Consider the following 13,307-nt stretch of genomic DNA (forward strand, 5'->3'; position numbering starts at 1 on the left):
GCAGCAACCAAAAAGGCGAAAGCCGCGGTGCGCGAACACCAACGGCTTTCTGGTGCAAAAACGGTAGGTAATTGCGGAGATGAGTATGTCAAATACCGCTGAAATATACAAATTCCCTGCGCCGGTACCGACGCAACAGGAGTGCCGTATGGCTGATCTGGAAAATGGCTATTTACGTTTAGCTAATCAGATCCAGGACGCCTTGTGTATCGTTGAACTATCGGGGCGTGAGTTCCGTGTTTTGAATGCGATTATCCGGCTGACTTATGGCTGGTCGAAAAAATCAGATCGTATTGCCAACAGCCTCATTGCAGATAAGACAACACTGAAGGTAAAGCACGTATCCGAAGCGGTGCTGAGTCTTGCCTATCGTAACATCATTATCCTGCGCCGTATTGGTCAAACAAGATACATAGGGATTAATACAAACCTGGATAAATGGGCTTATTCCAAGCCACATTGCTCAAAATGTCCGGTGTCTTTTCCTGATGATGAAATTGCCACATGGATTATTTCTGTACCCGAAACCAGGGATAGTTATCCCCGAAAAGGGGGAAGGGCATCCCCGAAAACGGGGATAGTTATCCCTGAAAACAGGGATAGCGTTTTACCCCATTCAGCCATCCCTGAAAACGGGGATAGTTATCCCCGAAAAGAGGGAATGGCATCCCCGAAAACAGGGAACACCAAAGACATTATTCCAAAGACAAATATAAAAGATCTAACCCCCTTTAATCCCCCTAAGGGAAAAGTGAAGTTTGATCCGTTGAGTATTCCTGTTCCCGAATGGCTGAATGCTGCGTCGTGGAACGAATGGGTCACATACCGCCAGCAATCCGGAAAGCCCATAAAAACCGAACTGACGGTAACAAAAGCTTTCAGGCTTCTGAAGGAGTGCCTGGATGAAGGCCACGATCCGGTAAACGTCATCAACACAAGCATTGCCAACGGCTACCAGGGACTATTCAAACCGAAGTTCGCTCTCAACGACCGAAGAGCTGGCAGAGATGTGAACCACATTTCTGCGCCAGACAAAACCATTCCTACCGGATTCAGGGGGTAACGATGAAAAACGTAATCGGTACTGGCAGTGCGCTTGATCGCCTGAAAAGAATTATCCCAGCCAGTGTGCAGCCGAAATTCTCGACTGCTGATGAGTGGCGGACATGGCAGGAAGCCGAAGGGCGTAAACGCAGTGAAGAGCTTGACAGGATGAATCAGAAATCCCGCACCGAGAAGATTTTCGGACGTTCCGGAATTCAGGATTTACACCGCGGTTGCACGTTCGCCAATTACGAAGTTAACGGCGATGGCCAGCGTAAGGCTTTCACGATGGCTAAGAGCTATGCGCAGAACTTTGGCGCCGGATTTGCGAGCTTTGTGTTCAGCGGTGGTCCGGGAACCGGGAAAAACCATCTTGCGGCGGCAATCGGAAATCATCTGCTGGCCAGCGGTCATAGCGTTCTGGTGGTAACCATTCCTGACCTGATGCTCAGGGTTCGTGAGTGCTACGACGGTGGGCAATCAGAAGCGTCCCTGCTTGATGACCTTTGCAAAGTTGACCTGCTGGTACTGGATGAAGTCGGTATTCAGCGTGGGAGCAGTGGTGAGAAGGTCATTCTCAATCAGGTTATCGATCGCCGTCTCTCATCGATGCGACCTGTTGGCGCTCTGACGAATCTTAACCACGAGGGGCTGTTGGATTCACTGGGCGCGAGGGTTATCGATCGCCTCCAGATGGACGGAGGGATGTGGGTGAATTTTGACTGGGGAAGCTACCGGAAAAACGTTAGCCACCTCCGGATTGTGAAATAAGGGGTTAAAAATGGCCCGACCTAAAACACACAGCGAACGGATGATTATTCTTGAGCGGATTATCGGTCTGGTGAAAGAGCAGGGGCGCATCACGACGAACGACGTCGTTGCGATGTTCGGCGTGCACCGAACCACGGCGGAGAAATATCTGCAGATCGCGTTAGTGCGCGGAGGTTTCATCCGCCACGGGCGGTGCGGCGTTTTTCGTGACCAGCGGGCAGTAATTGATTATGACCTGAAGCGTTATAGCTGCAACAAGACAACCGGATTTTCAGCGCTACCGGCACTGGAGAAAAGCCAGGTAATGCAGGTTTATGGAGCATCCAAAATGAGCATCAACAAGGGGGGAGCCCAATGAGCAACATCGACAAACAGGCGCTACTGGGTGCCGATAAACACGCAAACCAACACAGGCTTTCTCGTCTCATCATTGAAGCTAATAGCGCAGAGCTTCGCGCTATAGCGGAAGCCGTCGAGCAGTACACCGACCAGCTTATTGCAGCGTTGGCCGATTCTGAGAAGCGCATAGCAGAACTGGAGTCAAAGCTATCTAAACCCGTGTTGCTGCCGAAAACAAACGGCTACTGGACCGAGCAAGAGAAAGCGTATGAAGAAGCCATTACGCTCGCTAAGCGGCAGGTTCGTCTGGCTGGATTCAGTGTGGAGGACATGTAATGGCTATTTTCATGGAAGTGCGCTGTGAGGGTCTCGGTGATATTGATGGCTGTTTCTCTAGCCAGAACGCCGGTTCAATAACGTCAGCACGTGAAAGTGTTAAGAGTGTTTCCATAGCGCTGAAATTTCTTAAAGATGATTCGCTTAATAACGGCTGGGTGCTGCATAAAGGCGAGCTCTATTGCCCGGTATGCGCCAAAGCAAAAGCATTGGCCGCTGCTGGCATCAAGTGGAAGGCTGAATGAACCACTTCCACGAAGGGCCAATCACGCCAGATACCTGTGCGTTGAAAGCGTGATACGACGTGGTTCATTTTGACCGTGACGCCGAGCTAGTGGAGGGGATGCTAGCCTGGGACTGGTAAGAGATGACGAACGTATTCGATTAACAGTCCCAGACTATGATACAGAGTAGATAGCAAGAAAAATTGAAATATCTGGCTTTAAGACTCGTTTCGCAACCAGTGGCCCCATATCTATGACTGAGATCTTTGGTAACATACAGATAATAATCAATCAGTAACACTGGCTGAACATCTCTGAAATGGAGCCTTAAATGACTGACACAGCATATTCTAAGTCACTTGAAAAGGAAGTTGACCCTGAACAATATCTTGTACTCACAGGGCATACTATCGATACTATTCACACATTTGCGCGAGAAGATATTGTCTGCCCAATATGCGAGGCAACTGGTGGAACGTTTGTCCGTGGCGGTACTAATGCTCGCTTTAACAGAAGAGCACATTTCCGGTTCAGAAACACAAAAGACAAAAGCAATCACCATCCTTCTTGCGATTTCTACGATGAGCGCATCTCACCTGATGTCAAAAACCATCTGGTTTACTTCTCTACCGACAGAACCAAGATTACGCATGTTATAAGAAAAATGGTATGCGCAGGGATACAGGAGGGTTTTTTTGATCAAGAATCCATGAGGCAGATGCGTAAGTGGTTCTTCCAGAAGCGTGTCGACTCAACGTTTAAGCTGTCTCTTACTGAAGAGCAGGTCAGTTGGCTTCATTACATAACAGATAATACAAGTGTCAATTGGGGGTATGTGAATGGCGTAGCGCCATTTAGCCCAGTGCAAGCCACCATCCCCGGTTTTTCATGGGAAGATGCTATCCAACGAGAGTTCACTCTGGTGCATCTGCCCACCCTGCGTAAACTTCAAGACTTAAAAGTTTGGAGAAAACAACTTTCAATGCTGACCAAGTTCGTCAGCAGCCCATCGCAGGGCGTATTGATTGACCCTACCTTACTAAAAGATGAGTATGAGAAAACACTCCAGCTCAACGCTTTCATCATAAGCAGTTATGACGAATTTAAGAATAAATCTGTAAGAGACCGTGCTGATGGCGAAGTTAAACTTCTCGCCTTTTCCGCGCTTTTGCTGTTTGTTTCAGGCTGGGATATAAATCAGGCCATCGAAAAGTTCGCGGTCATCGCAAATGTAGACGAGGTTTATGACGACCTTGCAGGTAACTTCATTGGCCTAAACCCGTACCTAAAATTCGAACTTGCTGATACTGCAAGAAAACTACAAGAAAACTGGCCTATTGAGTATAAGGAAATTAACTACTGGCAGGTTGAGAAGAGAATGCGGGCTATGTACGAGGAAGACCAAAAATCGCGTTCGACTCCACTCCCCCCGCTCCCCGCTGATATCTATATCACCGAGCACCTAAAGAGGAAAGAAGAAGAGGAAAGAGTAAGGCGTTGGCTTGAAGCCGACAGGATAGAGTTTGATAATGATATTACCGAGGAGTGAGATAACTCACTGGATGCAGCTACCAGAACCGCCGCAGGAGGTCGAGTAATTGGTGCCAAGTGGAGAGGCTGGCATAGACATTAATCAAGGCCCTTAGGGCCTTTTATTCTATGATAAACGGACTTTGTTTGAGGGTGACACCATGAAGCCGAAGAAGCTAAATGCTAAGCAGCAGTACCAATTAGACCTTGAATTAGTCAAGAAGAAGCCTGCGAACCGGACAGAGGCAAAAGCACATTTAGCGGCACAGTTACGGATTAGCAAGTACAAGTTGCAGACCTCTTCCAAAATTCGCGTTGGCAGTTTCAGGGGAAGAAAGAAGGTGCATTTCAGTAAGGCTGAAGAAGATGCCAGGGCGGCACTAAATAAAGCAAATGCCATTAGATTTTCTGAAGGGGAGGTTGAATCCGTTGATACAGATCGAATCTCTAAGAGTAATAAACGCTGGCGTGGGAGAACTGCTGACTAATGTCTGACTGGAATATTGCAGCACAATCAAAAGACAAGCAGGACAACGAGGCGCTCAGTTTTACCTACGAATACGCGTGTGCCCCGGAAAACCGCTACAAATACTAACCCGTTGCGGCGGGTTTTTTCGCCTAAAATCTGATATGAAACAACATGCTAGCTTTTGCAAAAAGTGCTATTCACCTCTTGAATATTCTTTCTAACAGGTATACTGTGTTTATATACAGTAGTTAAGTGTAGAGGGAATTATGAGAATTGAACTTGTTATCAGCCGGACAAAACAGCTTCCGGAAGGTGCCGTTCCTGCACTTGAAAAAGAATTAATTACCCGTCTCCAGAATCAGTATGAAAACTGCAACTTAACCATCCGTCGAGGCAGTCAGGATGGTCTGAGTATCGTCGGTGCTGCTGATGGCGATAAAAAACGTATACAGAGCATTCTGCAGGAAACGTGGGAAAGCGCTGACGACTGGTTTTATTAACATTGCGCTTAATGCTGGCGCGCATTTTTCAGAATACCGCAATTTGCGTATCCCTTTGATGCTGCTGCCGACAATTTTTAACCGCGTCTGTATATCGCCTGAAGGGAGAACAAAAATTGAGTAATTCAGCTTTGCAAAAGTCAGAAGATAGCTGGTATGACATTGTAAGAAGATCTGATGGCTGCGTGGTGTTTAGCTTTCCATCATCAGGCAGGCATCTTATTTATCGTGTAAATGGCATGGTATCTATGCGTCCTTTGCTGGATGATGAAGAAGTTTTTACTCCCAACGGTTTTATGCATTTTATTCGCCGTCTCGGCTACCGGGTAACACCACCTTCTGATAATATGAAATCAACGGCCTGAACAACCGTTAACCTTCTGCGCCACGGAGAACACCATGGCGCACGAATTACAACTCATCAAGCAGTCATCTGGAATTCTGATCCCCGCAACGCCGGAGACCAGTGATATTCTGCAATCAAAAATCAAACTCGGCGCCGTGCTGGTGGCTGAGTTCCGTCAGGTGAGGAATCCTGCATTCCATCGCCGCTTTTTCGCGTTGCTTAATCTTGGGTTTGAATACTGGGAACCCACCGGCGGCGCCATTTCTGCCAATGAGCGCAAACTGGTAAACGGTTATGCAAAGTTTCTCGCTGCATATGGCGGGAATGAAAGCGCATTACTGGATGCGGCTGAACAGTATCTGGAACAGATTGCAAACCGCCGGGTAACAAACGGGATTAGCCTGTGTAAATCATTCGATGCCTACCGCGCATGGGTGACGGTTGAGGCTGGTCACTATGACGCCATCCAGCTACCGGACGGCACCCTCCGCAAACATCCCCGCAGCATCGCTTTTTCCAGCATGGATGAGGTCGAATTTCAGCAGTTGTATAAATCCGCGCTTGATGTGCTCTGGCGGTGGATTTTATCACGGATATTCCGTACCCAGCGCGAGGCCGAGAACGCCGCCGCCCAGCTCATGAGCTTTGCGGGGTGATGGCGATGAAATACTCCTGGTTCCATCATCACGACTGCACAACCGAGCAGGCCGACACGCTGATATCGGATTATCAGAAGCGGGGCGTAAGGACAGAAAAGAGCCTGAACCCTGACTTCATTACCTGGACTGTCAGCGCGAAATTACCTGAATATGCACACCGGGTGCGGACGCCAAAATCCTTACGCCAAAAGGTCTGGGGGTGAACATGGCTAAATTACCGCGCCGTAAGTGCGCAAACAAAGAATGCCGCCAGTGGTTTCACCCGATACGCGAGGGGCAGATCGTTTGCTCGTACCAGTGCGCCAGCGCCGTCGGCAAAGAACAGACCAGAAAAGCTCGCGAAGCCGCGCAACGTAAGGCGCAATCCCTTCAGCGCGCCGCTGAGAAAAAAGAACGCGCCGCCTGGCGCCAGCGGAAAGCCGCGGTTAAGCCGCTGAAACACTGGATTGACTTGACGCAGCGCGCCGTAAATGACATTTGCCGCGAAACCGAACTGGCAGAAGGACTCGGTTGCATCTCCTGTGGAACGAAGACGGCATTCGCATGGCATGCAGGCCATTACAGGAGTACGGCCGCCGCCGGGCATCTGCGCTTTACTCGCTTCAACATCCATCTTCAGTGTGATGTCTGCAACGTCTACAAATCAGGGAACATCGAAGCATATCGTGCCGCGCTGGTTGAGCGTTACGGTGAGGCTGCGGTGCTGGCACTCGAGAACAATAACACCCCGCACCGCTGGACGGTCGAGGAGCTGAAGGAAATCAGGCTCGCGGCTCTGGCGGATCTGCGTGCGCTAAAAAAGCTGGAGGCCGCATGAAACCAGAACTGATCGAGATACTCCGCATGCGCTGGTTGCGTCTCCGAATTTATCGATACCGGGGATCTTTTCCTGTGGCATACCGCATTCTTCGTAATTACGTCCGCATTGAAGCAAAACGGGAGCATCGAAATGAATCTTGAGTCCTTACCGAAATATTTTTCACCTAAATCCATGATGCCCGGCGCAGTACCATGCGGAATAACGTCTGATACGCTGACTATTACTGACGTAATGGCATCCCTCGGGCTACTTACTGCAAAAGCCGCAGTGGGTATTGAATTGTATCTTGCAAAAGCTGGGGTTTTATCTTCTGAAAATATCATCGCCTATATCAGGCTATTAGCAGAGCAGCGTGCAGAACGGCATGGGGCATTACGGAAAATGGAAGAGGGTAAGCGTTCAAAATTTCTCGACACTATGGCGCGTTATGTATTTCGCGATTATTCCCTCAGCGCGGCCAGCCTGGTGACGTGCAGTAGCTGTCATGGTGCTAAATTAATTGATGCTGAGGTTTTCACGAACAAGGTTACCTACCCGGATGGTAAGCCACCAAAATGGGTAAAAGATACGAAAGGTATTTCTCCGTCCGACTGGGAGGTGTGGAAATCAGTTCGTGAGCAGGTGCGCGTAGTGTGTAAGGCGTGTGATGGCAAAGGCCATGTGAAAAATGAATGTCGTTGCCGGGGACGCGGAGAAATTCTCGATAAGAAAAAATCTGAGTTGCAGGGCGTGCCGGTTTATAAAAAATGCCCAAGATGCAAGGGAAGAGGCTACCCACGTCTCAAAGATACCGAGATTTTTAAAGCACTAGGAGTAACGGAAATGGTATGGCGGTACAACTATAAACTGTTTTTCGATCGGCTGGTGGAGCATTGCCATATTGAGGAATCGTATGCAGAAAAGGTTCTGGGAAACGTGACTCGATGACCAAAATAATTTAGCTATTGCAAACTTAACGGAAAATGGCTAACCTGATTCCAACGATGGGTTATTATGCCTGTGATGTTACAAGAATTAAGAACCTCGCCTCGGCGGGGTTTTCTTTTATGGATTCCCGACGCCAATAAGACAAAGTGCGGGGAGTGATGCGGAGTCTACATGTTCCAGCCGACCGCAAAGCTCACACAGGCAGGACCACAATCTGATACCGCGATAGCTTTTGCTGATCGCGCCGGAGCGGTAACCGGCAACAATTTAAGCCTCGGTGATTGCCGGGGCTTTTCTGTTTGTGCCGTCCGGAATAATCCCTCTGAGTTTTGTCGTTAATCCACCGGGCGGCCTTCCTACTTCACACTGCGCCATCCGAGCTATCGGAGGTGAGGCTTATGAAAATGCACAACGATCCCCATTCAATGGACTCACAATCTATTTTTGCTGGCTCACAATTACTGCCAATGGAAAAAACTTCTCATTTGGCTCTGAGCGTCGGATTTCGCTCTCACTTAGCGTGAGTCCACGTCCGATTTCAGTTGCAGTTATTGTGAGCCAAAATTTGCGCTGATTGCGAGTCTGACTTTTTTCGATTGTGAGTCGTTACAGATAGCCGCCGGGCCAGACACCACAACGGTACCAGGTGGCGTTATGTGCTAGAAACCGAAATTCTTGAACATCTCATTACTACTCATATCGTTGGCTGGCGCACGGTTCATCGACTCCATCTGCTTAATCAACCCTATGCTAGCACCAACAGGCCCCCCGACGCTGAAACCGACGCTGCTGGAGCGGGTTTTGCTGGTGCTACTGCTGTGGGTTTGACTACGGGTGTTACAGTTGCTTTGGTGTGTCCGTGTGAGACCATTTTCGTTGAGCTGGCTATCTTCACTTTGGGTGCAGTTTCCCTGTGACTGGCTGTGACTGTCTCCTGTGGTGTGGTTGCGGCTATCCGTGTGCCACTCGCTATAGCCTCCCGCCGGCGCAATGATTCCGACCGATGTACCGTGGGTGGCATAGGGAGGCATGACCATGCCACTACAGCCACCGAGCAGTAACGCGGTGCCGACGATAAAAATGAACTTACCCAGAGCGGTGTTTTTCATTAGTTCCTACCTATTTCTTCTCGTTGGTTATTTCTATGCCCTGCCTTGGCAGGGCTCGCTATTATTCATTCTTCAACTGTGAGATCAAGTTATTTTAATTAAATCGGTATTATTCTTAATTGTGTTCTTTATGAATAAATATCCTCCGGCTATGCCGGAGGATATTTATTATTTCCCCTCATAACTGAGAGGCCCCACACAACCAGAGGGGGATGAATGTCCGAATCGATTTCTGGTACTGGGTTAGCAGGTGGCATCCTGACAGGAGCCAGTGTCTATGGACTGCTGACCTGTATTAGCTCAGACCTGAACTGGTTACTGTGTTGTAGCATCGTGGGATTTTGCATTTTTTGATGAGTGTCAATTACTAAATTCGTAGGCGATTCTTGGTGGTGATGTGTGACCCATCTCTTTTAAAATGATATTGGTATACTCGACTACCGGGCCTCTTGGATTACTGTCTTCTTTGTCCTGAAGGTGAGTCAACGCGTGTACAACTTCATGAATAAATGAGCGTGTTGTATCAAATTGTTGTGGGCCATCATTACTTTCATAGTACTCTGGTATTGAATCATCGTCTGTATCATCCAGGTTGAGGGCAATCACTTTTCTGCCTTCTGAACTCTCCAGGTCCTCATCAGTTACGGTAGTACCAAAGTTTTCTCCGGCTCCCAGCAACCAGCGTTATTCTACATCATGCAATTCCTGGTCGTAGGCATAATTCATCAGTCTGCGGAATGTCCCGCTTTGAGTGTATGCATCTTCAAGTATGCGTGATAGCACCTCATGGCATTCATCATAGGTATCATCATCAATTTCGATATCAGGATCCATTCCTCCTGGTCCAGAGATAAGGTATTCAGCAAGACACATTGGTTCCAGCCTGGCTTTATCATCGGTAGCAAGACCATCATGTTGGAGGCGTAATTGAGAAGGATTATCTTGGTGTTCTGGAAGGTCTGGAAATACCTTGCTGTCATGAGGATGGGATAATCCATATGTTGACATCATATTATTGATAAATATTGGTTTAATTCCCGTTGGCATGATGAGTTACACATCCTTTTTATTACATGGAATTAACATTCTATAAATAGCATGTTTTTGTCAAACAGAATTCACTCAGCACGCAATCAATTAAGCTAAAAGCTAAATTTGCAGTATTTGTGCCTCACCTCCATTAAAATTGTACTCTGCGTGATTTTACTTTCAGATTCTGCAACCACAGGCAATCCTGTTTTACAAGATATTAAACCCTGCAACCCAACCATTTCACTCACTCTAGTTACCATCCGAAATCATCGGAGGTGAGGCTTATGAAAATGAATGACAAGACTCCTGAATTCTGGGCTGCGGTTTTGACCGGACTCAAAAATGCGTGGCCCCAGATACTTGGGGCGTTAATGGCCGGACTCATTGCCTACGGCCGACTGATATACGACGGCGCCACCCGTAAAAATAAATGGCTTGAGGGCGTCCTGTGTGGCGCTCTTTCCTTATGTGTCACCAGTGCGCTTGATGTGGTAGGCCTGCCGGTTTCCATTTCGCCTTTCGTTGGCGGAATTATTGGCTTTGTCGGTGTGGACAAGCTGCGCGAAATCGCAATTAGCGCACTCAAAAAACGTGCAGGGGTTAATGATGAGAATCAGTGAAAAAGGCATTACCCTAATCAAAGAGTTTGAAGGTTGTAGCCTGACAGCTTATCCGGACCCGGGAACGGGGGGAGATCCCTGGACGATTGGTTATGGCTGGACCCACTCTGTTGACGGTAAGCCAGTTAAGCCCGGAATGATGATTGACGAGGCTACTGCCGAGCGCTTGCTTAAAACTGGTTTAGTCGGTTATGAAAATGATGTGTCCAAACTGGTTAAGGTCAAGTTGACGCAAGGCCAGTTTGATGCGCTGGTGTCGTTCGCGTACAACCTCGGCGCCCGGACATTATCCTCATCAACTCTGCTGCGGAAGCTAAACGCTGGTGATTACGCCGGCGCCGCTGATGAGTTCCTGCGCTGGAATAAGGCTGGTGGCAAAGTACTGAACGGGCTTACCCGTCGGCGTGAGGCGGAGCGTGCTCTGTTCCTGTCATGATGTTCAACTGGAAAACGATGTTTGTTGGCCTGTTGCTCGTCTCGCTAATTGTTGCCGGTCGGCTGGCAAATCACTACCGCAATAACGCTATCACTTACAAGTACCAGCGTGATACTGCTACTCACAACCTGAAGCTGGCGAACGAGACAATTACCGACATGACGAAGCGCCAGCGTGACGTTGCCGCCCTCGATGCAAAATACACAAAGGAACTAGCTGATGCACAAAACAGGAATACTGATTTGCAGCGCCGCCTTGCTGCTGGTAGCCGGGTGCGCGTCGAAGGGCGATGTTCAGTGCCCACCCGGACCGAAACCGCCAGCACCAGCCGCGTGGGCAATGCTGCCACCGTCGAACTCTCTCCAGGTGCTGGACAAAACGTTCTCAATATCCGCGCCGGAATCATCAGCGACCAGGAAAAACTGAAGTATTTGCAGGAGTACATCCGGACGCAATGTCTGAAATAAAAGACCCGGAGATGGACACCTGCATCTCCGGGCGGAAGACAAACATGTTCAGAATCGTCATTAAAAGCACGCCATGAAATCTTATTTAGTTGTTTCTGGAGACTATAACCAGTGAAATAATCCCCAGATGATTGATGATATAACATAACAAAACATTGGCCAGTCTGACCACTGGCTTTTTTACATCTGTCAACGAGCCCCGGACAAAATGAGCGGACAGAACTGAAACCTGATAACAAGGAAAATTAATGAAGGCAAAATTATTCGTACTGGCCCTGGTATGTGTGTCCCTCGCCGGTTGTACAACGCTTTATTATCGGTAATGACTATGCGCCGTATATTAGCCACCGCTGCCGCACTTTGTCTTGGCGGCTGCATTACTGTGTATGGTCCGGTTAAAACGGGCGGGCAGCAACAGCAGGACAGCCAGTCCGGGCAGCAGCCAGGGATGAGCGAACAGATATCAACCTCATTCATCGGTAACCGTAAACCGGATGAGTTGCTGAATGCCGTGGCGCTGTATTTCAGGGAGAAAGCCATCACAGCCAGTGTTAACGACCAGACCACAGGAATTATCGCCGGTACCGGGGATGACCCGGAACTGAGTTCGTTGTATCTGGACTGTTCACTGTTACCGCAGACACAAAATATCCAGGAGCATTACCGTATCGTCGCGCAGGTCTGGAGTGCCGGTGAAGGCAGTAATGTTTCGGTAATGGTGACAGGCACTGCCGGACTGGATACTGCCGACGGTAACGATAAGGTGAAGCCGGTGGAGTGTAAAAGTACCGGGATATTTGAAAAAGATTTGCAGGAACGGCTACGTAAGTAGTCTGAGAAACTTCGTAAATAAAAAATCCCCGCAGGAGGGAAAAGGAGCTTACCTGCGGGGGAGTTTCAGAAATGCATAAACATGATAATGTCTCTGGGTCTTCGTACTACCACATCGCGCTTTTATAGTACTGACGTAAGCCAGTTTTCGTACACCTCAAAAACGTAACCAGACGCTAAAAACTGGTACACCTCATGAAATAACCCAGTGGCTGAAAAGTTTGGTGTTGGAACGAATCCCCTGACCAGGCTGGCATTTATTTTATCTGAATATTGACGCTGTATTTTTTCGCTTTGTTTTTACGGGCTTCATTACGTGTCTGAAGTACTCTCAGTTCGTATTTTCCGGACGCCGGTAGCGTGTACTGGCCATTGCCATCCAGTTCAGATGAATATCTGGACAGGTCAACGGAATCGCCAATTCCTGGCCCGAACAGGTAGGTATCTGCGCCTTCATTCGAAATACTTACATGTACTTTCTGCCCCTTTCTGGCCTGGAAGTTATATGTATCGTAATCGTATCCCTTTATTACGCCGGAATAGCGGGCGCTATTTTGTCCTTTATCGAATTCGACATTCACGTTTTTACCAGTTGCAAAGCCAGCTGAGGTTAGCAGTGCAAAAAGAAAAACAGTTTTAGCGATACTCTTGAATTTCATATGTAAGACCCTCAGTCAGCGTTAAAATGATTAATTGTTATATTGTAACAATAACTGTTCGGTTTTTTCCAGGGTCCTTTCCGGGAATTCTGCCTGTTACGGGGCGGCAGCGTCGCAGGATTTCACTCCTTATGAAAATTTTCAGGGAAAAGCCAGATCCGTTCTTCTTATCGTTTATTTCCTGTTTT

Annotated in this window: 21 protein-coding genes and 1 pseudogene; 19 read left to right on the plus strand and 3 right to left on the minus strand. The window is 48.3% G+C overall.

Translation table 11 applies throughout. The features are described from left to right. The first annotated feature begins 79 nt into the window (after positions 1 to 79). From EOS97_RS18530 to EOS97_RS18605, 15 genes are all read left to right on the plus strand, one after another. Entirely contained in the window at positions 80 to 1,063 is a 984-nt protein-coding gene (locus EOS97_RS18530) for a replication protein (RefSeq protein ID WP_046340607.1), read from the plus strand. Between the two features lie 2 nt (positions 1,064 to 1,065). Further along, positions 1,066 to 1,815 (plus strand): ATP-binding protein, encoded by a 750-nt coding sequence (locus tag EOS97_RS18535; protein WP_001750113.1) that lies wholly within the window; start codon positions 1,066 to 1,068, stop codon positions 1,813 to 1,815. Positions 1,816 to 1,825: 10 nt separating this feature from the next. After that, on the plus strand, positions 1,826 to 2,173 hold the full coding sequence (locus EOS97_RS18540; protein ID WP_000113626.1) for a DUF977 family protein: 348 nt from the start codon (positions 1,826 to 1,828) through the stop codon (positions 2,171 to 2,173). Then, the gene (locus tag EOS97_RS18545) at positions 2,170 to 2,490 is read left to right on the plus strand and encodes a hypothetical protein (protein WP_000065089.1); all 321 of its coding nucleotides are present in this window, start codon (positions 2,170 to 2,172) and stop codon (positions 2,488 to 2,490) included. Before EOS97_RS18540 ends, EOS97_RS18545 begins: the two co-directional genes overlap by 4 nt. After that, a complete protein-coding gene (locus EOS97_RS18550) occupies positions 2,490 to 2,735 on the plus strand; it encodes a hypothetical protein (RefSeq protein ID WP_000974174.1) in 246 nt (81 codons plus the stop codon). Before EOS97_RS18545 ends, EOS97_RS18550 begins: the two co-directional genes overlap by 1 nt. 310 nt (positions 2,736 to 3,045) lie before the next feature. Continuing rightward, on the plus strand, positions 3,046 to 4,263 hold the full coding sequence (locus EOS97_RS18555) for a hypothetical protein (protein ID WP_000132543.1): 1,218 nt from the start codon (positions 3,046 to 3,048) through the stop codon (positions 4,261 to 4,263). Between the two features lie 142 nt (positions 4,264 to 4,405). Continuing rightward, positions 4,406 to 4,732 (plus strand): hypothetical protein, encoded by a 327-nt coding sequence (locus EOS97_RS18565; protein WP_000802853.1) that lies wholly within the window; start codon positions 4,406 to 4,408, stop codon positions 4,730 to 4,732. A gap of 247 nt (positions 4,733 to 4,979) precedes the next feature. Continuing rightward, complete coding sequence (locus tag EOS97_RS18570) at positions 4,980 to 5,213, plus strand: DinI family protein (protein WP_001217669.1); 234 nt, start codon at positions 4,980 to 4,982, stop codon at positions 5,211 to 5,213. Between the two features lie 116 nt (positions 5,214 to 5,329). Then, positions 5,330 to 5,578 carry a hypothetical protein gene (locus EOS97_RS18575; RefSeq protein WP_014343878.1) on the plus strand — a complete coding sequence of 83 codons (249 nt, stop codon included), beginning with the start codon at positions 5,330 to 5,332 and terminating at the stop codon, positions 5,576 to 5,578. A 34-nt stretch (positions 5,579 to 5,612) separates the two neighbouring features. Continuing rightward, on the plus strand, positions 5,613 to 6,215 hold the full coding sequence (locus tag EOS97_RS18580) for a DUF1367 family protein (RefSeq protein ID WP_001750112.1): 603 nt from the start codon (positions 5,613 to 5,615) through the stop codon (positions 6,213 to 6,215). After that, on the plus strand, positions 6,215 to 6,421 hold the full coding sequence (locus tag EOS97_RS27255) for a hypothetical protein (RefSeq protein WP_001241019.1): 207 nt from the start codon (positions 6,215 to 6,217) through the stop codon (positions 6,419 to 6,421). The genes EOS97_RS18580 and EOS97_RS27255 overlap by 1 nt, the downstream gene beginning before the upstream one ends. Before the next feature lie 2 nt (positions 6,422 to 6,423). Continuing rightward, complete coding sequence (locus EOS97_RS18590; RefSeq protein WP_001096547.1) at positions 6,424 to 7,035, plus strand: recombination protein NinG; 612 nt, start codon at positions 6,424 to 6,426, stop codon at positions 7,033 to 7,035. Next, positions 7,032 to 7,178, plus strand: coding sequence for a YlcG family protein (locus EOS97_RS18595; protein ID WP_001617856.1), 147 nt, complete (start codon positions 7,032 to 7,034; stop codon positions 7,176 to 7,178). Before EOS97_RS18590 ends, EOS97_RS18595 begins: the two co-directional genes overlap by 4 nt. After that, the gene (locus tag EOS97_RS18600) at positions 7,168 to 7,965 is read left to right on the plus strand and encodes an antitermination protein (RefSeq protein ID WP_001047630.1); all 798 of its coding nucleotides are present in this window, start codon (positions 7,168 to 7,170) and stop codon (positions 7,963 to 7,965) included. The genes EOS97_RS18595 and EOS97_RS18600 overlap by 11 nt, the downstream gene beginning before the upstream one ends. A 398-nt stretch (positions 7,966 to 8,363) precedes the next feature. Continuing rightward, complete coding sequence (locus EOS97_RS18605; protein ID WP_001534733.1) at positions 8,364 to 8,489, plus strand: hypothetical protein; 126 nt, start codon at positions 8,364 to 8,366, stop codon at positions 8,487 to 8,489. Positions 8,490 to 8,624: 135 nt separating this feature from the next. On the opposite strand, the gene EOS97_RS18610 is transcribed toward EOS97_RS18605, so the two are convergent. Then, on the minus strand, positions 8,625 to 9,074 hold the full coding sequence (locus tag EOS97_RS18610; RefSeq protein ID WP_000798705.1) for a hypothetical protein: 450 nt from the start codon (positions 9,072 to 9,074) through the stop codon (positions 8,625 to 8,627). Positions 9,075 to 9,434: 360 nt separating this feature from the next. Next, positions 9,435 to 10,121 (minus strand): annotated as a pseudogene (gene gtgA / locus EOS97_RS18615) (type III secretion system effector protease GtgA). Between the two features lie 275 nt (positions 10,122 to 10,396). Here gtgA and EOS97_RS18620 point away from each other — a divergent pair. From EOS97_RS18620 to EOS97_RS18635, 4 genes are all read left to right on the plus strand, one after another. Next, a complete protein-coding gene (locus EOS97_RS18620) occupies positions 10,397 to 10,726 on the plus strand; it encodes a phage holin, lambda family (protein ID WP_001574216.1) in 330 nt (109 codons plus the stop codon). Beyond that, the gene (locus tag EOS97_RS18625; protein ID WP_000984583.1) at positions 10,710 to 11,162 is read left to right on the plus strand and encodes a lysozyme; all 453 of its coding nucleotides are present in this window, start codon (positions 10,710 to 10,712) and stop codon (positions 11,160 to 11,162) included. Before EOS97_RS18620 ends, EOS97_RS18625 begins: the two co-directional genes overlap by 17 nt. Before the next feature lie 17 nt (positions 11,163 to 11,179). Continuing rightward, positions 11,180 to 11,629, plus strand: a complete 450-nt coding sequence (locus EOS97_RS18630) for a lysis protein (protein ID WP_031607240.1) — start codon at positions 11,180 to 11,182, stop codon at positions 11,627 to 11,629. Positions 11,630 to 11,957: 328 nt separating this feature from the next. Continuing rightward, the gene (locus tag EOS97_RS18635) at positions 11,958 to 12,461 is read left to right on the plus strand and encodes a hypothetical protein (protein WP_001252721.1); all 504 of its coding nucleotides are present in this window, start codon (positions 11,958 to 11,960) and stop codon (positions 12,459 to 12,461) included. 256 nt (positions 12,462 to 12,717) lie between these two features. On the opposite strand, the gene pliG is transcribed toward EOS97_RS18635, so the two are convergent. Beyond that, on the minus strand, positions 12,718 to 13,119 hold the full coding sequence (pliG, locus tag EOS97_RS18640; RefSeq protein ID WP_001750111.1) for a g-type lysoyme inhibitor PliG: 402 nt from the start codon (positions 13,117 to 13,119) through the stop codon (positions 12,718 to 12,720). Positions 13,120 to 13,307 lie beyond the last annotated feature (188 nt).

This window comes from Salmonella sp. SSDFZ54 (genome assembly GCF_004010735.1).
GTDB classification, from domain to species: Bacteria; Pseudomonadota; Gammaproteobacteria; order Enterobacterales; family Enterobacteriaceae; genus Salmonella; species Salmonella enterica.